19 protein-coding genes are annotated in these 24114 nt (G+C 73.1%); 10 read left to right on the top strand and 9 right to left on the bottom strand.

The annotated features are described in order from the left end of the window. Positions 1-57: 57 nt before the first annotated feature. Both ACN20J_RS10000 and ACN20J_RS09995 read right to left on the bottom strand, forming a co-directional pair. The gene (locus ACN20J_RS10000; RefSeq protein ID WP_419665739.1) at positions 58-825 is read right to left on the bottom strand and encodes a glycerophosphodiester phosphodiesterase; all 768 of its coding nucleotides are present in this window, start codon (positions 823-825) and stop codon (positions 58-60) included. Then, a complete protein-coding gene (locus ACN20J_RS09995) occupies positions 822-1547 on the bottom strand; it encodes a YczE/YyaS/YitT family protein (RefSeq protein WP_419665738.1) in 726 nt (241 codons plus the stop codon). The genes ACN20J_RS10000 and ACN20J_RS09995 overlap by 4 nt, the downstream gene beginning before the upstream one ends. A 100-nt stretch (positions 1548-1647) precedes the next feature. On the opposite strand from ACN20J_RS09995, the gene ACN20J_RS09990 reads away from it, so the two are divergent. Then, a complete protein-coding gene (locus tag ACN20J_RS09990; RefSeq protein WP_189839820.1) occupies positions 1648-3147 on the top strand; it encodes a PLP-dependent aminotransferase family protein in 1500 nt (499 codons plus the stop codon). A gap of 160 nt (positions 3148-3307) precedes the next feature. Here ACN20J_RS09990 and ACN20J_RS09985 read toward each other — a convergent pair whose 3' ends face one another. Both ACN20J_RS09985 and ACN20J_RS09980 read right to left on the bottom strand, forming a co-directional pair. After that, entirely contained in the window at positions 3308-4930 is a 1623-nt protein-coding gene (locus ACN20J_RS09985; protein WP_419665737.1) for a hypothetical protein, read from the bottom strand. A 37-nt stretch (positions 4931-4967) separates the two neighbouring features. Further along, a complete protein-coding gene (locus ACN20J_RS09980) occupies positions 4968-5162 on the bottom strand; it encodes a hypothetical protein (RefSeq protein WP_055611072.1) in 195 nt (64 codons plus the stop codon). A gap of 328 nt (positions 5163-5490) precedes the next feature. Here ACN20J_RS09980 and ACN20J_RS09975 point away from each other — a divergent pair, with 328 nt between their 5' ends. The 5 genes from ACN20J_RS09975 to ACN20J_RS09955 all read left to right on the top strand — a co-directional run bounded on the left by ACN20J_RS09975 (position 5491) and on the right by ACN20J_RS09955 (position 10994). After that, complete coding sequence (locus ACN20J_RS09975) at positions 5491-5883, top strand: ankyrin repeat domain-containing protein (protein ID WP_189839818.1); 393 nt, start codon at positions 5491-5493, stop codon at positions 5881-5883. Positions 5884-6184: 301 nt separating this feature from the next. Further along, positions 6185-7603, top strand: a complete 1419-nt coding sequence (locus ACN20J_RS09970; protein ID WP_419665736.1) for a HEAT repeat domain-containing protein — start codon at positions 6185-6187, stop codon at positions 7601-7603. A gap of 222 nt (positions 7604-7825) precedes the next feature. Continuing rightward, positions 7826-8950 (top strand): glycosyltransferase family 4 protein, encoded by a 1125-nt coding sequence (locus ACN20J_RS09965; protein ID WP_361891297.1) that lies wholly within the window; start codon positions 7826-7828, stop codon positions 8948-8950. Beyond that, a complete protein-coding gene (locus ACN20J_RS09960; protein ID WP_419665735.1) occupies positions 8947-10140 on the top strand; it encodes a glycosyltransferase in 1194 nt (397 codons plus the stop codon). The genes ACN20J_RS09965 and ACN20J_RS09960 overlap by 4 nt, the downstream gene beginning before the upstream one ends. After that, the gene (locus ACN20J_RS09955; RefSeq protein ID WP_190229244.1) at positions 10137-10994 is read left to right on the top strand and encodes an SGNH/GDSL hydrolase family protein; all 858 of its coding nucleotides are present in this window, start codon (positions 10137-10139) and stop codon (positions 10992-10994) included. The genes ACN20J_RS09960 and ACN20J_RS09955 overlap by 4 nt, the downstream gene beginning before the upstream one ends. A 130-nt stretch (positions 10995-11124) precedes the next feature. Here the strand turns inward: ACN20J_RS09955 and ACN20J_RS09950 are convergent, their stop codons facing one another. The 5 genes from ACN20J_RS09950 to ACN20J_RS09930 are packed head-to-tail and all read right to left on the bottom strand — an operon-like array spanning position 11125 to position 15520. Beyond that, a complete protein-coding gene (locus ACN20J_RS09950; RefSeq protein ID WP_419665734.1) occupies positions 11125-11994 on the bottom strand; it encodes a biotin-dependent carboxyltransferase family protein in 870 nt (289 codons plus the stop codon). Further along, positions 11994-12608 carry a 5-oxoprolinase subunit B family protein gene (locus ACN20J_RS09945; protein ID WP_189839812.1) on the bottom strand — a complete coding sequence of 205 codons (615 nt, stop codon included), beginning with the start codon at positions 12606-12608 and terminating at the stop codon, positions 11994-11996. Before ACN20J_RS09945 ends, ACN20J_RS09950 begins: the two co-directional genes overlap by 1 nt. Further along, a complete protein-coding gene (locus ACN20J_RS09940) occupies positions 12605-13363 on the bottom strand; it encodes a LamB/YcsF family protein (protein ID WP_419665733.1) in 759 nt (252 codons plus the stop codon). Before ACN20J_RS09940 ends, ACN20J_RS09945 begins: the two co-directional genes overlap by 4 nt. 19 nt (positions 13364-13382) lie before the next feature. Continuing rightward, entirely contained in the window at positions 13383-14204 is an 822-nt protein-coding gene (locus tag ACN20J_RS09935; RefSeq protein WP_190229241.1) for a putative hydro-lyase, read from the bottom strand. Next, a complete protein-coding gene (locus ACN20J_RS09930; RefSeq protein WP_419665732.1) occupies positions 14201-15520 on the bottom strand; it encodes an MFS transporter in 1320 nt (439 codons plus the stop codon). Before ACN20J_RS09930 ends, ACN20J_RS09935 begins: the two co-directional genes overlap by 4 nt. 251 nt (positions 15521-15771) lie before the next feature. On the opposite strand from ACN20J_RS09930, the gene ACN20J_RS09925 reads away from it, so the two are divergent. The 4 genes from ACN20J_RS09925 (at position 15772) to ACN20J_RS09910 (ending at position 24061) form a co-directional block, all read left to right on the top strand. Further along, positions 15772-16467, top strand: a complete 696-nt coding sequence (locus tag ACN20J_RS09925) for a GntR family transcriptional regulator (RefSeq protein WP_266742149.1) — start codon at positions 15772-15774, stop codon at positions 16465-16467. A 111-nt stretch (positions 16468-16578) separates the two neighbouring features. Then, the gene (locus ACN20J_RS09920) at positions 16579-18105 is read left to right on the top strand and encodes a hypothetical protein (RefSeq protein ID WP_419665731.1); all 1527 of its coding nucleotides are present in this window, start codon (positions 16579-16581) and stop codon (positions 18103-18105) included. Between the two features lie 178 nt (positions 18106-18283). After that, positions 18284-19168 carry a hypothetical protein gene (locus tag ACN20J_RS09915; RefSeq protein WP_189839806.1) on the top strand — a complete coding sequence of 295 codons (885 nt, stop codon included), beginning with the start codon at positions 18284-18286 and terminating at the stop codon, positions 19166-19168. Between the two features lie 120 nt (positions 19169-19288). Further along, complete coding sequence (locus ACN20J_RS09910; RefSeq protein ID WP_419665730.1) at positions 19289-24061, top strand: hypothetical protein; 4773 nt, start codon at positions 19289-19291, stop codon at positions 24059-24061. Positions 24062-24114 lie beyond the last annotated feature (53 nt).

The raw sequence follows: 24114 nt of genomic DNA, 5'->3' as shown, positions 1-24114 counted from the left end.
GCCCTCACTTCCCCGTCGCAGTCCCCGTACGCGGACGCCGCGCGGGGCGCCGGGCCGTCAGACCCAGGTGCCGCGGTCCTCCAGGAACCCGCGCAGCGTCTCGATGTGATCGGTCATGATGCCATCGACGCCCAGGTCCAGGAGCCGGTGCATCCGTGCGGCTTCGTTGACCGTCCAGACGTGGACCTGCAGCCCGCGCGCGTGGGCCGCGCGCACGAACCGGTGATCGACCACGGGGATGCCCGACTGGGACTCGGGCACCTGGGCGCAGACCGCCGAGCGGCGCAGCGGGGCCGGGATCCCCCACGACCGCAGACGCAGTCCGAGGACGCCCCGGGTGCCGTACGAGGTGGCCAGGCGCGGACCGGCCAGGCGCTGCGCGCGGGCGACCCGCGCCTCGGAGAAGGAGCCGACGCAGACGCGGTCCCAGGAGCCGGTGCGGCGGATCAGGTCGAGCAGGGGGTGTAGGGCGGGCTCCGCCTTGATGTCGACGTTCCAGCGGACGTCGGGGAAGGTCTCCAGCAGGTCCTCGAAGAGGGGGACCGGTTCCGAACCCGCCACGCGCGCGTGGCTCACGTCTTCCCAGGGGAGGTCCGCTATCCGGCCCGCCCCGTCGGTCACCCGGTCCAGCGTCGAGTCGTGGAAGGCGACGAGTTTTCCGTCCGCCGTGGCGTGTACATCGGTCTCGATGTATCGGTAGCCGGCCTCGACAGCGCGCTGGAACTGGGCCGCGGTGTTCTCCAGACCGTCCGCGGCCCCGCCCCGGTGGGCGAAGGCGATCGGGCCGGGATGGTCGAGGTAGGGGTGGCGTATACGGGTGCTCACCCGCGCAGTATCGCCTGCTCCGGTTGCCCGGCGGCAACGACCGTGCTGCCGCCCGATGATGCCGAGGGGACGGCGAACACGCGCAGGAAGAGCTGGGCCAGCGGGCCGATGGCCAATGCGTACAACACCGTGCCCACGCCGACCGTGCCGCCGAGCACGAAGCCCGTCGCCACCACCGCCACCTCGATCGCCGTACGCATCAGACGGATCGAGCGGCCGGTCCGCTCGTGGAGCCCCGTCATCAGGCCGTCGCGCGGGCCCGGGCCGAAACGGGCCGCTATGTAGAGGCCGGTCGCCACGCCGTTCACGAGGATGCCCACCACCAGCAGGGGGATCCGGATTCCGAGGGCGTGCGCGTCCGGGACCAGGGCGAGCGTGCCGTCCATGGCGATGCCGACCACGAAGACGTTGGAGACCGTGCCGAGGCCCGGGCGCTGGCGCATCGGGATCCACAGGAGCAGCACCACGGCGCCCACGATGATCGACACGACGCCGATCGTCAGCCCGGTGAGCTCGGCGAGGCCCTGGTGCAGGACGCCCCACGGCTCCAGGCCAAGACCCGCCTCCACGAGCAGGGCCGAACTCGCTCCGTACAGGGCCAGGCCCACGTACAGCTGGAGCAGTCGGCGCGTGAGGCGCCGCCCCGACGGCGGGCTCGGCGGCGCGCTCGATGCCGGGCTTGACGGCGGACCTGACGGCCGGTCCGGCGGCGGAGTGGACAAGATGTGCCCCCTGGTGGTGACAGTGGCCTGACTCGTGACACTCTGTGGCTTGAGAAGAAACCTCTTCCATGGCCAATTCGGGGAAGGTGGACTGGAAATCATGGCGCAGTGGACCTCGGCGGTGGGTGCCGCTCAGCTTGCGCGGCTGCTCAACTCCCAGCAGGAGCGCCCGGCGGGCCCCGGCACCCGTCGCCCGCCCGCCTATCGCGCCCTCGCCGACGGCGTGCGTCTGCTCGTCCTCGAAGGGCGCGTCCCGGTCGCCGCGCGGCTGCCCGCCGAGCGCGAACTGGCCCTCTCCCTCTCCGTGAGCCGCACCACTGTGGCAGCCGCCTACGAGGCGCTGCGCGCCGAAGGGTTCCTGGAGTCCCGCAGGGGCGCGGGCAGCTGGACGGCCGTACCGGCAGGGAACCCGCTGCCCGCGCGCGGCCTGGAACCGCTGCCGCCCGAGGCCCTCGGCTCCATGATCGACCTGGGCTGCGCGGCCCTGCCCGCCCCCGAGCCGTGGCTCACCCGTGCCGTCCAGGGCGCCCTTGAGGAACTCCCGCCGTACGCCCACACGCACGGCGACTATCCGGCGGGGCTGCCCGCGCTGCGCGAGATGCTGGCCGAGCGGTACACCGCGCGCGGCATTCCGACCATGCCCGAGCAGATCATGGTGACCACCGGGGCCATGGGTGCCATCGACGCCATCTGCCACCTCTTCGCGGGGCGCGGAGAGCGCATCGCCGTCGAGTCGCCCTCGTACGCCAACATCCTCCAGCTGATGCGCGAGGCCGGGGCCCGGCTCGTGCCCGTCGCCATGGCCGAGGGGCTCGCGGGCTGGGACATGGACCGCTGGCGGCAGGTGCTGCGCGACGCCGCGCCCCGGCTCGCCTATGTCGTCGCGGACTTCCACAACCCGACCGGCGCGCTCGCCGACGAGGACCAGCGGCGGAAGCTCGTCGACGCGGCCCGCTCCGCAGGCACGGTGCTCATCGTGGACGAGACCATGAGCGAGCTCCATCTGGACGAGGGCCTCGAAATGCCGCGCCCGGTCTGCGGGTTCGACCCGGCCGGGTCCACGGTCATCACCGTCGGCTCCGCCAGCAAGGCGTTCTGGGCGGGCATGCGGATCGGCTGGGTCCGGGCCGCTCCCGACGTGATCCGCAGCCTGGTCGCGGCCCGTGCGTACGCCGACCTCGGCACCCCCGTCCTGGAGCAGCTCGCCGTGAACTGGCTGCTCAGCACCGGTGGCTGGGAGCAGGCCGTGGACATCCGGCGCACCCAGGCCCGCGAGAACCGCGACGCGCTCGTGACGGCCCTGCGCCGGGAACTGCCCGGCTGGGAGTACGACGTGCCGCGCGGCGGGCTCACCCTGTGGGTGCGTACGGGCGGTCTGTCCGGGTCACGGCTGGCCGAGGTCGGCGAGCGGGTGGGTGTGCGCGTCCCGTCCGGGCCCCGCTTCGGGGTCGACGGGGCCTTCGAGGGCTATGTGCGGCTGCCGTTCACCGTCGGCGGCGCGGTGGCCGACGAGGCGGCGACGCGTCTGGCCGCGGCTGCCCGGCTGGTGGAGTCGGGGGCGAACGGCGGAACGGAGTCGCCACGCACGTTCGTGGCGTGACGCTTCCGGTCCGGTTTGGGTGAAGACGCCTCCCGAGCCCTGCGCTCCGGCGAAGGCCGCCGCACTCCGGGCCATTGCCACCCGGCCGGTGGCGAGGGGATTGGACAGAGGGAGGGCGCCGCGCATCCTCGTGCGCGACGCCCTCCCTCCCTCCGCCCGCTCAGCCCTCCGCCGGGACGCCCAACGCACCCGGTGCCGTGAAGCGCACGGGGCTTTCCGGCGCCGCGTCCGCGAGGTCCGCCGGTGCCGGGCCCGTCGGCTCGGCGTCCGCCGGAGTCGTGCGCGCCGGCAGCAGACCGACCACCGCCCGACGGTGGGCCTCGCTCGTCGCCTCGTCGTACGGGTCCGGGGTCGCCGGGACCTGGAGGCGGTGGACCGGGCCGGACCCCAGCCGGGCGTAGCCGCGGCCGGGCGGCACGTCGGGCGTCGGAGTCGTGGGCGGGGGAGACCCGAGCACCGCTTCGAGCTGGCCCGTGGACGCGGGGCCGAGCACGACACGCGCGCGCGTGTGCCCTCGTACCGCCTCGCTGAGTGAGTCCAGGGCGTCGAACTGCTCGGCCACCACCACCGTCACACCGGCCGCGCGGCCGTGGCGCAGCGGCACCTGGAGGAGGGACTGCGGATCCTGGCGGCCGTCGGCCGCCGCGAGATGGCCGAGGACCGTCGGACGGTCGAGGAGGAGCCAGAGCGGACGCCTGGTGTCCTCCGGCGGGGTGTGGCCCGCCTGCCGGGCGCGGTTCGCGGCGATGAGCCGGCGCTCCGTCTCGTGCGCCGCCCACTCCAGGCTCGCCAGCGCGCCCGCCAGGCCGCACTCGATGCCCAGGACGCCGTCACGGCCGGTCAGACACGCGAACTCGCCGCTGCCGCCGCCCTCGACGATCAGTACGTCGCCGTGCTGGAGGGCCTGCAGCGCCATGGAGCGCAGAAGAGTGGTCGTGCCGCTGCCCGGTCCGCCGACCGCGAGGAGATGCGGCTCGGTCGAGCGCGCGCCGGTGCGCCAGACGACCGGTGGGGCGTCCCGCCGCTCCTCGCCGAAGGTGAGCGGAAGCGTGCGCTGGACCCCGGCCGGGTCGGTGAAGCCGAGGACGGTCTCGCCCGGAGCCGTGACGAAGCGCTGGGCGGCGACATCGGTGGGAAGCGGCGGCAGCACCGTGACCGTGAGCTGGTTGCCCTCCTCGTCCCACGCGAAGTGGTACTCGCGCCCGCGGCCCGACTTGGTGTGCAGCAGCTGCTCGATACGGGCACGCGCGTCCGCCTCCCCGTCGGTGAAGTACGCGGGGTAGTGGAGCGAGAGATGCGAGACACGGCCGGTGTCGTCGAACTCGTACGAGGCGAAGGCCTTGTCCCACTCGCCGCCGTGGGCGTAGAGCGGGGCCGGGTCCTCGGGGACCGAGAAGTAGGGGACGAGTGCTTCGTAGAGCGATTCGAGGCGCTTGGCCTGCGCCTCGTCGGGTCCGATCGGTCCGGACGGGGTGCGGTCCCGGCCGTGCCAAGCCGATGCACCCATCAGGGTGACGATGGCGAGCAGCGGCCCGTACGGGACGAGGGCCACGACCAGGACGACCGAAGCCACCAGGAACAGCAGTGGACCGCGCCGGTCCTTTGGGGTGTCCGCCCACTTGCGCCGTCCGGCGGCTGCCAGCCGGCGCAGTCCACGGGTGACCGTGATCAGTGGGTGAAGGACGTCGGTGGCGCTGTCGGCGGCCGTCCGGGCCAGGTCCCGGCTGCGGGCGATCTGCGCGCTGCCGGTACTCAGAATGCGGGGAAGAGGGCGCCGGGCCACTGCTGTCTCCTGGAGGTGCGTGCGAACGGGATGGGCGTCAGAACTTGATCCCGCCGAGCAGCCCGGCCAGGCTCGCGCCGCCTGCCGTGATGCTCGGAGCGATGGCCGTGCCCGCGAGGTAGAAACCGAAGAGGGCGCAGACCAGCGCGTGCGAGGCCTTGAGTCCGTCCTTGCGGAAGAAGAGGAAGACGATGATGCCGAGCAGCACCACACCTGAGATGGACAGGATCATGAGAGTTCTCCTGGTCGATGGGGACAGTCACCATGAGTACTTCCAGGCTCACAGGATGTATCCATACGATAAAAGGTGCAACAGAGTGAAATTCCGTTTATTTCACCCTGATGGCCCTGCCTGACAGGGCCTCCAGGGCGGCCGCTCGACGGTTTGCCGGATTCGTGGTGATCTTTGCCTCGGCCGGTCCCGGTCATGTGCCCGCGAAGCCAGTACGCTGGCGATTCACTCGTACGGCCGCACCGCTGACGGCCGCACGTTCCCGCAGTCCCGTTCCTTGTCGCATGTGTTGTCGCATGTGTTGTCGCAGTGAGAGGCGGTCCCGCCGATGAGTGAAGCCCCCGACCCCGAGGTCGTGGAGCTGGCGACCAAGATCTTCGATCTGGCCCGGCAGGGGCAGACCGAGGCGCTGGTGGCGTATGTGGACGCGGGCGTTCCGGCCAATCTCACCAACGACCGCGGCGACTCGCTCGTGATGCTCGCCGCCTACCACGGTCACGCCGACGCCGTCAGCGCCCTCCTGGAGCGCGGCGCGGAGGCCGACCGCATCAACGACCGAGGTCAGACTCCGCTCGCCGGAGCCGTGTTCAAGGGCGAGGACGCCGTGATCCGGGTCCTCCTCGACGCGGGCGCGGACCCCTCCGCGGGCACGCCCTCCGCCGTCGACACGGCTCGAATGTTCGCCAAGGCCGAATTGCTCGAACTGTTCGGCGTGCACTGAACAAAACGCCTTGACCAGGCGAAACAGCAATTTTGGGGGAGGCGGAACGGGGCCGCCGGAAATGCGGTCGCGGCAGCGAGAACCGCTGGGTCATCATGACGTCGTGATTCACGTACGCGATGGCTGGGCAGGTGTTGCCGCACCGCGCGGACCGTGATGCGGCCCGCACGGGCCACCGACGAGAGGCAGAGGAAGATGGTCTACAGCAAGCAGGAAACGGCGGGCGCCCCGACGTGTTGTCACGCGGCCAGGTAAAGCAGGATCCCCGGTTGCGTCGACGCTTGATGTGAGGCTGTTTCCCATGTTCGATCCGGTCATAGCGCCCAGCGGTACGCTGCTCGGCCTGCTCCAGAGGGGCCGCGGCGACGGCACGCTGCACGCGCTCACCGCCCCGCGGGCCGAAGCGCTCGCGGCACTGAACCACTGTGTGCTGCGCGACCCCCGCCACGACTGGCAGGTGGAGAACCGCTCCCTCTACTACGCCCGTCTCTTCCTCGACCTGAGCGGCGAGCTCGACGAGATCGAGGCGCACCTCTTCGACGCGGACGACGTCCTCGACACCGAGGAGTCACGCACGGGCCTCGCGCTGGCCGTCCTCGGCCACCTCGCCTCGTACGGCAGGCGGGACGCGCTCGAACTGCTCCGGCGGTACGCCGCCTGCGGCGCCAACTGGGCCTGGGCCCTCGACGAACTGGCGCTGCGCGACGACGACGCCGGACTGCGCGCCCTCGCGGCCCCCGTCCTCGCCCGGTTCCCCGCCGATCCCGAGGGCGAGGCCGAACTGGCGGTCGTCGTACGGGACTCCTTCGAACCCCGGCCCTGGCGCCTGTGGGCCGACGATCCCCGCGAATCCATCGGCACGCGTGTGCGTGCCGCCCAGGAAGCGGGCTCCTTCGACCGATGGCAACGCCAGATGCGACCGTCCGGGCCCCGCCCGGGGTGGAGCGTGCGGGCCGTCTTCGAGTGGGCCCAGCAAGGCATCGAACGCGGAGCGGCCCTCCATGTGCCGGCCGCGCGATGCCTCACGGCCGTCGCCGGACCCGAGGACCGCCCCGAGATCATCGAGGCCGCCCGCACCGGGGACGACGGCGCGCGCTGCACGGCCCTGCGCTATCTCGCCGACAGCCAGGACTCCGACGTACTGGATCTCATCGAGGCCGCCCAGGCCTCCGCCTCACGGCTCGTGGTGGACGCCGCCGTGGACGCCTTCGAACGGATGCGGTCCATCGCCGCCGTGGAGCGGGCGCGCGGCTGGGTCCACCGGCCCGACGCCCTCGGAGAGGCCGCCGGGCGCGTCCTCGCCTGCCGGGGCGGCGCATCGGACCGCGAGCTCGTCCTCGGCGCCCTGCGCGAGGCCGTCCGGGGCGACGGGCCCGACGCCTCCACCCTGTGGACCCTCGTCGACGGCGCCGGACGGCTGGGCATCGCCAACGCGGCCCCTGTGCTGCGGCATGTCTACCGGGAGACCGCCTCGTCCCATCTGCGCGGGCGCGCGGCCCGTGCGCTGGCCGCCACCGATCCCTCGTTCCCCGCCGGATTCGCCGTCGAGTGCCTCTGGGACTGCGAGGAGTCCACCCGTGAGGTGGCCGCGCGGCACGCCGAGACCGGTGACGCCCGTGTGGTCGACCAGCTCCGGCGGCTCGCCGCCGATCCGGCCGAGGAGGCCGAGGTACAGACCGCGGTACGCAGCCGCATCGGACCGGACGCGTCCGCCGTGTGAGGCACCCGAGCGGGACAGCGCGAGAACCGGCGTGTGAGACCGGCGCGAGACCGGCGTGTGAGTGTTCCGTCGTCGGCCCGTATCCCGTTGGTACGGGCCCGGACGCCGGAGCGTGACCGGTCCGTGATGCGGGGGCATGCGGAGCGCAACGCTCACGGGACGTTCCTCATCCGGAAAGATCCACGTTGACGCGTCCACGTCCGGCCCGACGACAACACGGGTATGCGTGTCGTCATCGTGACCGAATCCTTTCCCCCCGATGTGAACGGCGTGGCCCACTGCGCGCTCCAGACCGCCCGACACCTCGTCGAGCGCGGTCACGCCCCCATCGTCGTCGCCCCGGCCACCGCGGCCGGGAACGGGCCCGACGCCCACGCGCCGTGCCCCGTCGTCCGAGTCCCCTCCCTACCGCTCCCCGGCTACCCCCAGGTCCGCGTCGCCCTCCCCAGCCGACGCGTCGCCGCCGCGATCACCGAACACCGCGCCGACATCGTCCACCTGGCCAGCCCCTTCGTCCTCGGCGTCCGTGGCATGACGGCCGCCGCCCGGCTCGGCATCCCCGCCGTGGCCGTCTACCAGACCGACCTCGCCGGCTACGCCCGCACCTATGTGCACGCGGGCGAGGCCGCCGCCTGGCGCCGTATCCGCTCCGTCCACGCCGCCGCCGACATCACCCTCGCCCCGTCCACCCCGGCCCTGCACGACCTGGAGGCACATGGTGTGCCCCGGGTACGGCTGTGGCAGCGCGGCGTGGACACCGTCCGTTTCCGGCCGGAACACCGGGACGACACACTCCGCCGTGAACTCGCCCCGAACGGCGAGCTGATCGTCGGATACGTGGGCCGTCTCGCCCCCGAGAAGCAGGTCGAACTCCTCGCCGGAGCCTGCGGCCTGAAGGGCGTACGGGTGGTCGTCGTCGGCGACGGACCGAGTCAGCCGAGCCTGACGCAGGCCCTGCCCGGCGCCGTCTTCCTGGGCCGTCGCACCGGCGACGAACTCGCCCGGATCTTCGCCTCGTTGGACGTCTTCGTGCACACCGGACCGTTCGAGACCTTCTGCCAGACCGTCCAGGAGGCGATGGCGAGCGGCGTCCCGGTCGTCGCCCCCGCCGCGGGCGGACCGCTCGACCTGGTGGCGCACGGGCGGACGGGACTGCTCGTCCCGCCGCGCGACGAGGCCGCCGTGCGCGACGCGGTGTGGTCGCTCGCCGCCGATCCCGAGCTGCGGGCCGCGTACGGTGCCGAGGCGCGGCGGACCGTCGAGGGCCGCACCTGGGCGGCCGTCGGCGACCAGCTCATCGGGCACTACACCGACGTACTCGCAGGACGGGCGGTGGTCGCGGCATGAGCGGGCCCCTGCGGATCGTCCGGCTCGCCAACTTCGTCGCCCCCTCCTCGGGCGGCCTGCGGACCGCGCTGCGCGAACTGGGCGCCGGATACCTGGCGGCCGGGCACGAGCCCGTACTGATCGTGCCCGGCGAGCGCGCCTCGGACCGCCGGACCGAACAGGGGAGGGTCATCACGCTGCCGGGCCCGCTGCTGCCCGGCACCGGCGGCTACCGCGTCCTCACCGACAAGCGGCGTGTCGCCGGCCTCCTGGAGGCGCTGGCGCCCGACCGCCTGGAGGTGTCCGACCGTACGACGCTGCGCTGGACCGGCGTCTGGGCGCGGCGCGCCCGGGTGCCCGCCGTGATGGTCTCCCACGAGACCGCCGACGGCGTACTGCGTACCTGGGGCCTCTCCGAGGGCATGGCCCGACGGACCTCCGACGCCCTCAACATCCGTACCGCCCACCACTACTCACGGATCGTGTGCACCACCGAGTTCGCGGAGCGCGAGTTCGTCCGCATCGGCGCCCGCAATGTCGTACGCGCCCCGCTGGGCGTCGACCTGGAGGGCAGGCACCCCGCGCTGCGGGACCCGGGGCTGCGGGCCCGGCACGCGCGCGAGGACCAGGTCCTGCTCGTGATGTGCTCCCGGCTGTCCGTCGAGAAGCGCCCCGGCACGGCGCTCGAAGCCCTGGAGGCGATGCTGCGCCGCGGGCGGCGCGCGGTACTCGTGGTGGCAGGTGACGGGCCGCTGCGGGCCCGCCTCGAACAGCGGGCGCGCGAACGGCGGCTGCCGGTCACCTTCCTGGGACACGTCGGCGACCGCGCGCTCCTGAGCTCTCTCCAGGCGTCCGCGGACGTGTGCCTCGCCCCCGGACCCGCCGAGACCTTCGGACTCGCCGCCCTGGAGGCGATGGCCTGCGGCACGCCTGTCGTCGCCAGTGCCTCCTCCGCGCTCTCGGAGGTCGTCGGCTCCGCCGGAGCCACCGCCGCGGACAACGGAGAGGCCTTCGCGGACGAGATACGGATGCTCCTGGACCGCCCGGAGAGCGAGCGGCGGGAGGCGGCACGCGCGCGTGCCGCCTGTTTCGGGTGGCCGGCCGCCGTCGAGGCGTTCCTCACCGCCCATGACGCCGAGGTCCGCGTGGGGCGGCCCGAGGCACCCGCCGCGGCCCCCACAGGGGAACGGGCTCGGGAGGGCGTCGCATGAGACCCCTGCGGTTCGTGGCGCTCGGTGACTCCCTCACCGAAGGGGTGGGTGATCCCGTGGGCGAGGAGTGGCGCGGCTGGGCCGCGCTGCTCGCCGCCGGGCTCGCACCGGCCGACGCGCCCGTGGAGTTCGTCAACCTCGCGGTCAGCGGCGCCCAGACGCGTGACGTCCTGGAACGCCAGACCCCGGCCGCGCTGGCCGAGCGGCCGGACGTCGCCTCGGTCGTCATCGGCGTCAACGACACCCTGCGGTGCACCTTCGACATCCACGCCGTGGCCGAACGGCTCGACGAGGTGTACGCGGCGTTCACCGGGCAGGGCGCGATCCTGCTCACCGCCTGTCTGCCCGACCCCGGTGCGATGCTGGGGCTGCCCGGGGCGCTGGCCCGCCCGCTGGCACGGCGTCAGCGGGCCGTGAACGCGGTCGTGCACGCGCTGTCCGAGCGGTACGGAGCGGTGCACCTGCATGCCGCGGAGGGCGACTGGGTCACCGACCGGGCCATGTGGAGCTCGGACCGGCTGCACCCGGGGGAGCGGGGGCATCGGCAGCTCGCGCTCCACTTCCACGCGCTGCTCGCCGAGGCGGGCACCGCCACGGGGGTCGCGCCTTCCGCCGAGCCCGAGTTCCCCGAGCCCACGCGGTCGGCCAGCCTGTGGTGGCTGGCCACCGCCGGGACCGGGTGGGTGGCTCGGCGCTGCACGGATCTGTTGCCCCAACTCATCAGTCTGGCCGCGTCCGAGGTCCGTCATCGGGCGCGGGGGACGAGCGCGCGGCTCGATCTCAGTGCGTCCCATGCGGTGGCGGCGGCGTTGGCCGCGTTGTCCGTGAGCGGGGAGCAGCCGGACGTCGCGTAGCGCTCCGCGGGTGGGCCGGACTATTGGGTGCGGGTCCGTTGTGGCTTGGCGCGCCCACGCGGCGGAGCCGCACAATGTCACAGCCCCGCGCCCCTGAAGGGGCGCCCCCAACAACTGGCCTGCGCCCTCGTCAGCGGCGGCCCACCACCACGAACCGCACCGGCGTGCCCGGGACCGCCTGGGCCGTGGAGGGGAGGTCGTCGGGGCGGACGACCGCGATCACCGGGTAGCCGCCGGTGGTCGGGTGGTCGGCGAGGAAGACCACGGGGAGGCCGTCCGGGGGGACCTGGATGGCGCCGAGGACCATTCCCTCGCTGGGGAGTTCACCGGGTCGGGCCCGCTCCAGGGCCGGACCCTCCGTGCGGAGGCCGATGCGGTTGCTCGCCGAGGAGACCCGGTAGGGGTGCGTGGTGAGGGTACGGATCGCCGCGGTCGTGAACCAGTCGTCGCGTGGGCCGAGCGTCACCCGCAGGACGAGCTCTGCGGGAGGTTGCGGCTGCGGGACGACGTCCACGCGCGCGTGGGGGGCCATCGGCGTCCCCAGGGGGAGGACCATTCCGTCCGTGAGGGGCGGCGGGCCCAGGCCGGACAGCAGGTCCGTCGACCGGCTGCCGAGCACCGTTTCGACGGTCACTCCGCCCGACACGCCCACGTAACTGCGTACTCCGGAGACCGCGGTTCCCACGGAGAGCAGTGCCCCGGCGGGCACGCGCACCGGCGCTCCCCAGGCGGCCGGGCGTCCGTCCACGGTGACCGGGCACGGGGCGCCTGCCACGGCAACGGTGACGGTCGAACGCGGCCGTACGTCGCAGCCGTTGAGCGTTGTCTCCAGGAGGGCTGCCTCGGGCGGATTGCCGACGAGCCGGTTGACCAGGGCGGCGGCTGGCGCGTCGAGGGCGCCGGAGCGCGGTACGCCCAGGTGCGCGTGGCCCGGGCGGCCCTGGTCCTGCACGGTGGTCAGCGCCCCGGCCCGTACGACGGCGAGTGCGCGGTCCGTCATCAGGACTCCACCGGGACGAAGCGGACCGGTGTGCCGGGCGACAACAGGGCGGCGGGCACGCGCGCGTGGTCCCACAGGACCGCGTCCGTCGTCCCGATCAGCTGCCAGCCGCCCGGCGACGAGCGCGGGTACACGCCCGTGTACGGGCCCGCGAGGCCCACGGAACCGGCCGGGACCGTCGTACGGGGTGTCGCGTGCCGGGGCACGCCGTAGCGGGCCGGGAGCCCGGTCAGATAGCCGAAGCCCGGGGCGAACCCGCAGAAGGCGACCCGGAATTCGGCCGCCGCGTGGATCCGCGCGACCTCCTGCGGGGACACGTCCCAGTGGTCGGCGACGGCCGCGAGATCCGGGCCGTCGTAGCGGACGGCTATCTCGACCACCTCCTGCGCGCGCGGGGGCGAGGGCGGCAGTTTCGACGTGGTGAGCCGGGCGGCCAGCCCGGCCGGGTCGTCGAGGCCGTCCAGAAGGACCGTACGGGCCGCGGGGACGATCTCGCGGACGGAGAGCGAGCCTTCAGCGCGGCGGCGGAGCAGCTCGGCGTGCAGGGCCTGTGCCTCCTCGTCCGTGGACACCTCGACGAGCAGCGCACGGTCGCCGACCGGCAGTGCCCTCATACGAACGCCTCCACACGGATGCCCGAATCCTCGAGCCGTGCACGGACCAGGCGGGCCAGGTCCACCGCGCCCGGTGTGTCGCCGTGCAGGCACAAGGAGCGGGCCCGAACCGGGATGTCACGCCCGGAGTGGGACGTCACGACACCAGAACGGGCGAGGGCCACCGAGCGTTCCACGACGGCGTTCGGATCGGTGATCACGGCACCGTCCCGGCCGCGCGGCACGAGCGTGCCCTCGTCGGTGTAGGCGCGGTCCGCGAACGCCTCGGTGACGACCGGGAGTCCGGCCTTCCCGGCCACGTCCAGGAGACGCGAGCCGGGCAGGCCGAGCACCGGGAGCGTGGCGTCCGCGAGCATCACGCCCGCCACGACCGCGCCGGCCTGCTCCTCGTCGTGCACGACACGGTTGTAGAGCGCGCCGTGCGGTTTGACGTACGCCACGCGCGCGCCCGCCGCGCGCGTGAAGACCTCCAGGGCGCCTATCTGGTAGGCCACTTCGGACGCCAGCTCGTAGGGCGGCACGTCCATCGCGCGTCGCCCGAAGCCCGCCAGGTCCCGGTAGGAGACCTGGGCGCCGATCCGTACACCGCGCTCGGCCGCCAGGTCGCACACCCGGCGCATGGTGGCCGCGTCCCCGGCGTGGAAGCCGCAGGCCACGTTGGCGCTGGTGACGACGGACAGCAGCTGTTCGTCGTCGGTCAGGTGCCAGCGGCCGAAGCCCTCGCCGAGGTCGGCGTTCAGATCGATCGTGCTCATGGAGTGCGGTTCCTCCGGGTCAGGCGACGCGGTACTGCTCGTCGCGGGCGTCGGTGATGAACATCTGGCCCGGCGCGTGAGTGATCGCGAACGGCGGGCGCGAGGCCATCACGGCGGCCTGCGGCGTCACACCGCAGGCCCAGAACACCGGGATGTCGTCCGGCCCGGCGTCCACCGGATCGCCGAAGTCGGGGCGGGCGAGGTCCTCGATGCCGAGACCGCCCGGATCGCCGCAGTACACCGGGCTGCCGTGCACCGCGGGCAGCAGGCTGGTCTCCCGGATCGCCGTGGCCAGGTGCTCGGGCGGCACCGGCCGCATCGACACCACCATGGGGCCGTGCAGCCGCCCCGCGGGACGGCACTGGCGGCTGGTCACGTACATGGAGACGTTGCGCCCCTGCTCGATGTGGCGCATCGGCACCCCCGCGTCGGACAGCGCCGACTCGAAGGTGAAGCTGCACCCGATGAGGAACGACACCAGGTCGTCGCGCCAGTGGGCCAGCACGTCCGTCGGCTCCTCGATCAACTCGCCGTGCTCCCACACCCGGTAGCCCGGCAGATCGGTCCGCAGATCGGCGTCGGAGGCCAGGACGGTCGTCCAGGAACCGGCGTCGGTGACGTCGAGCACCGGGCAGGGCTTCGGGTTGCGCTGGCAGAACAGCATCATGTCGTACGCCCAGTCGGCCGGCACCGAGATCAGGTTCGCCTGGGTGTGGCCCGCCGAGCAGCCCGCGGTGGACCCCGACACCCCCGAACGGAACCGGGAACGTGCCTCCGCCGGGCTCCACGCGTGCGCGTGGTCCGCGAGAAGGTTCAGGGGGCGGTGTTGCGTACGGTTCACAGGAGCTCCTTCCCACGGGTCTCGGGCAGACCGATCAGGGCCAGCGCCGCGAGACCGTATCCGATCGCGCCGAAGACCAGCGCGCCCCCGACACCCCAGCTGTCGGCGAGGAAGCCGACGACCGTCGGGAAGACCGCGCCCACGGCACGGCCGGTGTTGTACGTGAAGCCCTGTCCCGTGCCGCGCACCGCGGTCGGGTACAGCTCGCTGAGGAACGAGCCGAAGCCGCTGAATATCGCCGACATACAGAAGCCGAGCGGGAAACCGAGCACCAGGACAAGGGTGTTGGCGCCGCTCGGGATGTTCGCGTAGGCCAGGATGCAGACCGCCGAGAGGATCGCGAAGAGCAGGATGTTGCGCTTGCGGCCCAGCCTGTCGGTGAGATAACCGCCGGTCAGATAGCCGATGAAGGCCCCGGAGATCAGGAACGTGAGGTAGCCGCCGGTGCCGACGACGGACAGCCCGCGGTCCGTCTTGAGGTAGGTCGGGACCCAGGTGGCCAGCGTGTAGTAGCCGCCCTGGACGCCCGTGGAGAGCAGGACCGCGAAGATCGTCGTCTTCAGCAGTCCGGGCGCGGCGGGCGTGCCCGGCTTGAAGATCGTGGCGAACGAGCCCTTCTCGGGGCTCTCCTCGCGGCGCTGGGCCGCCTCCGGGGCGTCCTTCACATTGCGGCGCACCCAGACGACGAGCAGGGCCGGCAGCGCCCCGGTCCAGAACATCACGCGCCAGGCGAGGTCGTCGTCCAAGTACTGGAAGACCAGCGTGTAGACCAGCACGGCGAGTCCCCAGCCCACGGCCCAGGAACTCTGGATCGCGCCGAGCGTGCGCCCCCGGTGCTTGGGGCTCGCGTACTCGGCGACCAGGATCGCGCCGACCGCCCACTCACCGCCGAAACCGAGCCCCTGGAGAGCGCGGAAGACCAGCAGGGTCTCGTAGTTGGGCGCGAAACCGCAGGCCACGGTGAAGACCGCGTACGTGATGACGGTGATCATCAGCGCCTTGACGCGCCCGATCCGGTCCGCGATCACGCCGGCGGCCGCGCCGCCGATCGCGGACACGACCAGCGTGACGGTCGTGAACAGCCCGGTCTGGCCGCTGTTGAGGCCGAAGTACGCGGACAGGGCCACCATGCTCAGCGGCAGCGTGAAGTAGTCGTACGAGTCCAGCGCATAGCCGCCGAACGCGCCGCCGAAGGCGCGGCGGCCTCGCGGACCCAGGGCCCGCAGCCAGGCGAACGCGCCCTCGTCGGCGGTGGGTTCACCCGCTCCGGGGCGCGTCTCGGTGTTCAGGGCCTGCGGTGGAGGGGTCGTGCTCATGGGCACCTCGCAGATGAGGGACGGGAGGGTGCTTGAGGGACTGAGCCGTACGGGAGCAGTGGTGGAGCGGATTGCGGGTTGCGGGTTGCGGGTTGCGGCGTGCGGAAGCGGTTGCGGTGCCGAACTGTGGCGTGCGGAGGCCGTCGGCTCCGGTACGAGCGGCCGGTGCCTGACTAGCAAGGTAGAGGATCGTTGAACGATCCCTCAATACCCATGTTGTTTCGTTCTTGTATCTGCGATTGAATTCGGGCGTGGCCGAACTGAACGGACTGGCGGACGACCGCGCGCTGCTGGGTCGCACCAGCACCGCCGAGCGGGTCTCGGACATCCTCAGAAGCCGGATCGCCGAAGGGTTCTTCCCGCCCGGCACGCGGCTGTCGGAGGACAGCATCGGCAACGCGCTCGGCGTCTCGCGCAACACGCTGCGCGAGGCGTTCCGGCTGCTCACGCACGAACGGCTGCTGGTCCACCAGCTCAACCGGGGTGTCTTCGTGCGGGTCCTGACCGTCGAGGACGTCGAGGACATCTACCGCACCCGCAGCCTGGTCGAATGCGCCGTCGTACGCGGACTCGGCGAACCGCCCTACGCGGTGGACGGCCTCGCCAAGGCCGTCGCGGACGGGCGACGGGCGTCCCGCGAAGGCGACTGGAAAGGCCTGGGTACGGCCAACATCCACTTCCACCGGGAGCTGGTGGCGCTCGCCGGCAGCGCCCGCACCGACGAGCTGATGCGCAGCGTCTTCGCCGAACTCCGCCTCGCCTTCCACCTCGTGGACGACCCGCGACGCCTCCACGAGCCGTACCTCGCCCGCAACGGCCAGATACTGCAGGCCCTCCAGGACGGCGACCGAGAGCAGGCCGAGAGCCTGCTCGGCGTATACCTGGATGATTCGCGCAAAAGGGTCGTTGAGGTCTACGGCCGCCGAGTGGCGGAGGACGCCCCTTAGGGGCGCGGAGCTCTGATATGTGCCACAAGCACCCGTGGTCACCCGGCGCCTGCGGCGGAGCGCTTCGCGTCGTTTGGGTTGTTGTCAGACCCAGGACCTAGTCTGTGCACCGTGACTTCGCCTGCATCGACGGACAGCGTTCCGCCCCAGCTCAGCGCGGGGCCGCGCCCCGCACCGGGCCCGGCCGCCGACGAGGGACTGGCGCGGCGGCTGCGCGCGCTCGCCTGCACCGCGCCGCTGCACGACCTCGACGTACGCAAGGCGAACCTCGCGGGTGAGTACTCGGTGTACGGGATGGCGGAGGTGGCCCTCGCCGCCATCGACCTCGTCACACTGAACATGGACTTCGACACGGGCGCCGACCACGACCAGATAGTGGCCAGGCTCATCCCGCGCATCGCCGCCCAGGCCCCGCGCCGGCCCGTCGCCGAGCACGAGCGGGTCGCCCGCTGGGTCCTGGAGAACCTGATCAACGTCGGCAGCGTCGACCGCGGCTTCCGGGCCGTATACGGCACGTTCGCGCCCGACGGTTCGTATGTGCGCCGGGACTACGACTTCAAGCTGATCGAGGAGGTGCCCGGCTACGGAGGGAGCGTGTATCTCCGTACGACCGATGAAGCGGTCAACGTCCTCGTGGGCGCCCTCGACACCGACGTCACCAGTGCGCAGATCGCCGCCGAGGTCAAGCTCGAGGTGCTGATCAGCCGCGGCCGGCTCGCGGACGCGCAGCTCGCCGCCGAGCAGGCCCGCTACCGGACCGTGCAGTACTCCGAGACGCTCCGCAGGGCCCTGGACGCGACCCGGCGCAACGTACGGGCGGTGGACTGGCTGCAGGCCGTGCCGGACATGATCGCCGAGGCGCTCGACCATGTCGCCGACCGCTATCGGCACGAGAACGCGATCCTCACGAACATCCGCAAGGCGCGGGACGAGTCGGAGGACGCCGAGCAGAAGCGCCGGGCCGCCGAACTCGTCGACATCGTCAAGGACTGCATCCGGCGGCACACGCAGCTGCAGTCCCGTCTCCTGGAGGCCGGGCCGCTGTTCCGCGCCGAGCAGGACCGCCAGGCCTTCGCGACGCCCATGACGACGTCCGGGATAGATCTGTACGGGCATCTCGTCGCGCCCGTACTGCCGTTGCCGGTGGAGCAGGCGCTGCGGGTGACCGACGCGTTCTTCGCCCGCGGGACGGGGCTTCGGACGCACGCGTCCGTCCGGGTCGGGGATCTTGTCGATCTTCTGCTGACGCCGCCCATAGAGCGGGAGCACCTCGGTGCCGAGATGCCCGAGCCGGATCTGATCGCCACACCGGACGACAGCCGGTTCAGCGAGGAGCAGCTCGCCGCCGCCATGGAGCTGCTCGACCTGCCCGCCGACGCGCCGCGCCGGCTGTCCGGGCTGCTGGCCGACGCGCGGCGCCGGGACCCCGAGCTGCCTTATCTGCTCGCCCTGCTGGCCGTGCACGCGGCCAGTCCGCCGGTCGGTACGGCGTATCGGCAGGGTGAGGAGAAGCTGTTGTTCGCCGTGGACGACGGGACCGAGCTGGACGATCCGGAGTTCGGTGGGGCCGATCTGATCGTGGGGATGGCTCTGCTGGATGCGGTGGGGATGGCCGCGGATCGGAAGGATGCGGCGTGAACGCTTCGCTGGGAGAGCCGGGTAACCGCGGGGTGTCTGTGAGCTGCGGGTTGGTCGTGGCTGGGCGCGCCCACGCGGCGGAGCCGCACATGTCACAGCCCCGCGCCCCTGAAGGGGCGCCTGATGGTGGCCTCGTTCTTCAGAGCAGCCCCGTTTTTGAGAGCAAGGAGTGCCAGCCGTGACCGAGCACGTTGAGTGGGGGGAGCCGGACGCACCGGCCGCCGTGCCGGTGCCGACCGCCGCCGTCACTCCCGCCGACGCCGCCGATGCCGCGCGGCTCGTGGCCTTTGGGCTGCAGCCCAAGTTGCAGCCCGCGCGGGATCAGGAGTACGCCGAGTTGTTGCGGAGGTATCGGGAGGATCCGGCCTTCGCGCGGCTGGCCGATGCCGTGGCGACCGGGCTCGGGCTTGTGGTGTTGGAGGTGTCCCCGCGGGCGGGGATGGCGGTGACCGCGGCCGAGGACTCGGTGTTCGCCGTGCGGATGGGCGACTACGCGCGGCGGACGTCGGCCGACTCGGGGGACCGGTTCCTGCACGGGCTCGCGCATCTCGCCGTCGCCGCCATGGCGTTCCCGCGCCCGGAGGACCTCGCCGACGACGGGTACATCGGGCGGGTGTCCGTCAACGGCGTCGACGCCTTCGTGCGGCAGGCCTGCCGGCGGCTGGAGGAGCGAGCCGACGAGCAGGGCGAGAACACCGACCCGGCGACCGACGCACCGGGCCTTGAGGCCGCCTGGCGGATCTGGGCGCGGCGCAGCTCCACCGGGGCCACCAAGGACGCCCGAAGACTCGCCGGTTCGACCACCGGCATCATCGGCAAGGCCGTCGCGTTCCTCACCGACTCGGGGTTCCTGCAGCGCACCGGGGACGACGGCGGGGGGACGTACCGGACGACCGCCCGCTACCAGCTCCAGGTACGGGACATGGCGGGCAGTGCCGCGATGGCCGAGCTGCTTGAGCTCGGCATCGTGCCGGTCACCGACGGCACCGCCAGCCTGCTGCCCGCCGAGGACACCGAGGACCTGGAGCTGGCCGCCGATGCCGGACTGCCGTTCCACTCCTGAACCGGCGGTCGGCTCACTGATCGGGACCCGTCGGCCCCGGTTCACCGCCCCGCCCCTCTGACCGACCGCCCTCAACTCCCTTTACGACTACTCCCTTTACGACTACGAGAGTCCGCCGCCATGTACGAGTTGTCCCGGGTCCGCCTCTACTCCATCGGGCCTGCCGGTGCGCGCTACGCCGACACCGTGCTGGACCTGCGGGGTGTCGGCGAGCCCGTGCCCGACCCCGCGCCCACGCAGGCGGAGTTCTTCGAGGAGGAGCCCGTCGGGCCGCCGCGCCGCCCCGCGCCCGCCGGTGTGCTCTTTCTGGAGAACGGCGGCGGCAAGTCCGTACTGCTCAAGCTGATCTTCTCCGTGATGCTGCCCGGCCACCGGAACACGCTGGGCGGCGCCAGTTCCGGCGTGCTGCGGAAGTTCCTGCTCGCGGACGACTGCGGGCATGTGGCGCTGGAGTGGCAGCACACGCTCACCGGCGAGTGTGTCGTGGTCGGCAAGGTCAGTGAGTGGCGGGGGCGCCAGGTATCCAACGATCCGCGGAAGTTCGCGGAGGCCTGGTACTCGTTCCGGCCCGGGCCCGGGCTGAGCCTGGACAATCTGCCGGTCGCCGAGGCCACTTCCGTGCGGCCGTCCGTCGAGGGCGCCTCGGGCGCGCAGGGGCGCCGGCGCACGATGAAGGGCTTCCGGGACGCGCTCACCGAGGCGGGCAAGGCGTACCCGCACCTCGAAGTGCACTGGGAGGAGATCCACGACCGCTGGATCGAACACCTCGGCGACCTGGGCCTCGACCCCGAACTCTTCCGCTACCAGCGCGAGATGAACGCCGACGAGGGCGAGGCGGCCGGTCTCTTCGCCGTCAAGAAGGACTCCGACTTCACCGATCTGCTGCTGAGGGCGGTCACCGACACCCGGGACACCGACGGGCTCGCGGACCTGGTCGGCGGGTTCGGCAACAAGCTGGGGCGGCGGGCCGAGCTGATCGCCGAGCGCGAGTTCACCGCCGGGTCCGTGGACCTGCTCGGGCGGATCGTCGAGGCGACCGCGACGCGTGCGCGCGCCCGGGACATCCACGCGGGCGCCGAGCGGCGTACGAGGACACTGGCGCGGCGGCTCTCCGCGCGCGCCGGGCAGGAGCGGGGTCGCACCGGCGACCTCGCGCAGCAGGTCACGGCCGCCGCCCACCGGGTCACCGAGGCCGACAGTTCCCGGGAGCGCAGCGCGCTGATCTCGGCCCAACTTGCCTACCGGCACGCCTCGTTGGCCCTCGCCGGGGCCGAGAAGGGCGCGGCAGCGCAGAAGCGGGAGCTTGCCGACGCGCGCACGCTGCACTCCGCGTGGCAGGCCGCCGAGCTGGTGCTGCGGCACCGCGCCTCCGCCGACCGCTCCGCGCGCGTGGCCGTCGCCATCCGTGAGGCCGAGCGGGACGCCGCGCCCGCGCTCGCCGCGCGCGCCAAGGCCGCCGCCGATCTCGTACGGGCCCTGCACGCCGCGGCCGAGGGGGCCGAGACGGTCGCCAACGAGGAGGAGGAGCGGTCCGCCGCGCTCCAGGAGGTCGGCGAGGTCGCCTACCGGGACTCGACGTCCGCCGCCACCGAGGCCCAGCGCGCCCGCAGTGAGATCGGCCATCTGCGTCAGCGCCTCAGCGAGGTCGAGCAGGAGACCGCCGAGGCGGTGCGCGCCGGGTGGCTCGACGACACTGCCCCCGACGCCGACCCGGCCCGTGCCGCGCTCGCCGCCAGTGATGCCGAGAAGACCGCCGTCGCAGCGTGGGACACCGCGCGCGAGGCGTCCCGCCGTACCACGGAGCACTCCCGCGAGGCGGCGTCCGCCGAGTCCCGTGCCGAGCTGACGGCGGCCCGCGCGGCCGACGCGGCGACGGCCGCCGAGCGCGCCTACGACGCCGAGCGGGGGACCGCCCGGGCGCTCGCGGGGGAGGAGCGACTGGCCGAACTGCTGAGCCTGCCGGGTGCCTCCGGCGGTTCGGGGGGCTCCGGTCGCGGCGGGTTGCCGCAGCCGCGCCAGGGCGCGGGCACGGCTTCAGCCGAGGGCGCCGCGCGAGCAGGCGGGGCCGATCACGGAAACACGGCAGGCCGTGCTTCCGGGACGGGCCCCGGCTCCGACGCAGCGGGCACCCGTCGAGGGCGGGGCGGCCCGGACATCGAGGCCGACTCCGACGAAACACCCCTCTCCGCCGAGGAGTTGGACCACTACGCCGACGAGCTCCGGGAGCTCCTGGACGACGGGGTGGCCTCCGCCGAGCGGCAGCTCTTCGAGCTGCGGACCGCCGCGGCCGACGACTCCCGGATCCTCGGCGCGCTCGGTGACGGCGGGCTCCTTCCGCCCGGCCCCGACGTGCTGGCCACCGTGGAGTACCTGGGCGAGCACGGCATCCCCGCGCTCCCCGGCTGGCGCTATCTCGCGCAGGCCGTCGACCCCGTCGACCACGCACGCGTGCTGGCCGCGCGGCCCGAGCTGGTCGACGGCGTGATCATCACGGACCCGGACACCCACGCGAGGGCCCGCGATGCGCTCGTCGACGCCGCGCTGCTCCCGCGCTCCGCCGTGGCCGTCGGCACGGCCGCCGCGCTGCTCGCCCCGACCCCGGCCCCCGACGCGGGCGATGGAGGCGTCTTCCTCGTACCGCCGAACCCGGCCATGCACGACGAGCACGCCGCCGACGAGGAGCGGCAGACGCTGCGTACGCGCGCGGCCGAACGGGACGAGGAGATCCGGGAGTTGGCGGCCCGGCTCGCCAAGGACCGGGAGCTGGCCGCACGGCTCGCCTCCTGGCGGACGGGCTGTCCGGCGGGTCGGCTCGCCGAGCTCGCCACGGCGGCCCACGACGCGCGCGCGTTCGCCGAGGAGTCCGAGGCCGAGCTGTCCGAGGCGCGTACGGTCAGGGCCGAGGCCGACGAATCGGCGGCCGAGGCGGCCCTCGTACGGGACGAGCGGCAGGAGGCCGCGCAGCGCGCCCGGCGCGCCGCCGACGCGCTCGCCGGACTCGCCTTCCGGCTGCGCGAGCGCGCCGGCTGGCAGGTCAAGCTGCGCGAACTCGCCGACGACGCCGCCGAGTCGGAGGCCCGTGCCCAGTCCTGCCTTGAGCGCGCCCGCGCCGCCGACGAGGACCGGCGCGGCGCCCAGCGCGCCGCCGACGACGCCCGCCGCACGGCCCGCGCCCTGCGCGGCGAGCGCGCGGAGATCGCGGGCGCCCCCGACGACGTACCGGAGGCCGACCCGGCCGCCGCCAAGTCGTCGCTGCCCGCCCTCCGCGAGGCCTACCGCGCCGCCTCCCAGCTCTACGAACAGGTCGGCGTCGGCGCCGACCTGCGGGCCGAGCAGTCCCGCGCGGAGAGCGACGAGAGCGCGGCGCTCGCGGAGCTGGAGCGGCTGAGCAACAAGGTGCGTACGCGCGCCGCCCAGCTCCTGGAGTCCACCGACGGCTCCGACGGGCCCTCCCGGCAGGCAGCCTCGGCCCGCGCCGAGGAACTGGTCCAGCTTCTGGAAACGCGTATGTCGACCGCGAGCGAGCAGCTCGGACGGCTGCGGGGCGAGGCCGAGCGGCACGCGCCCGAGGACGGCGAGGCGCACACCGAACTGCCCGAGGACCTGGTCCCGCGCGACGCCGAGCACGCACAGAGCCTGCTGCGCACCGCCACCGGTGAACTCGCCTCCCGCACCGAGGCGTTGAGCCAGGCGCGCGCGGCCCACGCCGAACTGCTCGACGCCCACCGCGCCGCCGAGGACGCGGCGGGCGGTTTCGACGAGACCGCCGCCCTGCTCCGCGACCTCCTCAGGGAGCACGCGGACGAGGAGCACGAGGAGCCCGATCCCTACCCGGGCACCCTCGAAGAGGCCCGGCACTCCGCCGCCGAGTCCCGCCGCTCCCTGCGCGGCTGCGCGGCCGACCTCTCCGCCGCCGAGACCTCGGTGCGCGAAGCGAGCGACGTACTCGTCCGGCACGCCAACTCGACGCGCTACGAGCAGGTGCGCACGCCCGCCCGCCAGCAGATCCGCGAGCTGCCGGCGTCCTCCCTGCCCGAGCACGCACAGAAGTGGGCGGACGCCTTCGCGCCCCGACTCCGGGTCCTCACCGACGAGTTGGAGCAGCTGGAGCGCAACCGAGACTCGATCGTCGACCGGTTGCGCGGGCTCGTGGAGTCCGCGCTCGCCACGCTCAGGTCGGCCCAGCGGCTGTCCCGTCTGCCCGAGGGCCTCGGGGAGTGGTCCGGGCAGGAGTTCCTGCGCATCCGCTTCGAGGAGCCCGACCAGGCCACGCTCGCCGAGCGGCTCGGCGAGGTCGTCGACGAGGCGACCCGCGCCGCCGTCAAGAAGAACTCCGACATGCGCCGCGACGGAATGTCCCTGCTGCTCAGAGGGGTCAGCGCGGCCCTTCAACCCAAGGGCGTCGCCGTCGAGATCCTCAAGCCCGACGCCGTACTGCGCGCCGAGCGCGTACCCGTCGGACAGATGGGCGACGTGTTCTCCGGCGGCCAGCTGCTCACCGCCGCGATCGCGCTGTACTGCACGATGGCGGCCCTGCGCTCGAACGACCGGGGCCGCAGCGACAAGCACCGTCACGCCGGCACGCTCTTCCTCGACAACCCCATCGGCCGCGCCAACGCCACGTATCTGCTGGAGCTCCAGCGGGCCGTGTCGGACGCCCTCGGTGTCCAACTCCTCTACACCACGGGCCTGTTCGACACGACCGCGCTCGCGGAGTTCCCCCTGGTCATCCGCCTCCGCAACGACGCGGACCTGCGCGCCGGGCTGAAGTACATCAGCGTGGAGGAACACCTCCGGCCGGGCCTGCCGCGGGAGGCTCCCGCCGGGGAAGCCGTTCACACCGAGATCACGGCGACCCGCATGTATAAGAGGCCGGCAACCAGCGCCCCGTAAGGGGCGCGGGGAACTGCGCGACCAGCCACAACGGACCCGCAGCTCCCCGCAAA

The sequence above is a fragment of the Streptomyces sp. 2-1 genome, assembly GCF_048564895.1.
Lineage (GTDB): Bacteria > Actinomycetota > Actinomycetes > Streptomycetales > Streptomycetaceae > Streptomyces > Streptomyces phaeochromogenes.
Note: the sequence above shows the minus strand (reverse complement) of the source record. Positions and strands in the feature narration are given on the sequence as shown.

Bases quoted from the DNA above. Each gene is read 5' to 3' on its own strand.
- ACN20J_RS09990 (WP_189839820.1), top strand. From the start codon at position 1,648: ATGGCGCAGTGGACCTCGGCGGTGGGTGCCGCTCAGCTTGCGCGGCTG.
- ACN20J_RS09980 (WP_055611072.1), bottom strand. From the start codon at position 5,162: ATGATCCTGTCCATCTCAGGTGTGGTGCTGCTCGGCATCATCGTCTTC.
- ACN20J_RS09975 (WP_189839818.1), top strand. From the start codon at position 5,491: ATGAGTGAAGCCCCCGACCCCGAGGTCGTGGAGCTGGCGACCAAGATC.
- ACN20J_RS09970 (WP_419665736.1), top strand. From the start codon at position 6,185: ATGTTCGATCCGGTCATAGCGCCCAGCGGTACGCTGCTCGGCCTGCTC.
- ACN20J_RS09965 (WP_361891297.1), top strand. From the start codon at position 7,826: ATGCGTGTCGTCATCGTGACCGAATCCTTTCCCCCCGATGTGAACGGC.
- ACN20J_RS09960 (WP_419665735.1), top strand. From the start codon at position 8,947: ATGAGCGGGCCCCTGCGGATCGTCCGGCTCGCCAACTTCGTCGCCCCC.
- ACN20J_RS09955 (WP_190229244.1), top strand. From the start codon at position 10,137: ATGAGACCCCTGCGGTTCGTGGCGCTCGGTGACTCCCTCACCGAAGGG.
- ACN20J_RS09950 (WP_419665734.1), bottom strand. From the start codon at position 11,994: ATGACGGACCGCGCACTCGCCGTCGTACGGGCCGGGGCGCTGACCACC.
- ACN20J_RS09945 (WP_189839812.1), bottom strand. From the start codon at position 12,608: ATGAGGGCACTGCCGGTCGGCGACCGTGCGCTGCTCGTCGAGGTGTCC.
- ACN20J_RS09940 (WP_419665733.1), bottom strand. From the start codon at position 13,363: ATGAGCACGATCGATCTGAACGCCGACCTCGGCGAGGGCTTCGGCCGC.
- ACN20J_RS09930 (WP_419665732.1), bottom strand. From the start codon at position 15,520: ATGAGCACGACCCCTCCACCGCAGGCCCTGAACACCGAGACGCGCCCC.
- ACN20J_RS09910 (WP_419665730.1), top strand. From the start codon at position 19,289: ATGTACGAGTTGTCCCGGGTCCGCCTCTACTCCATCGGGCCTGCCGGT.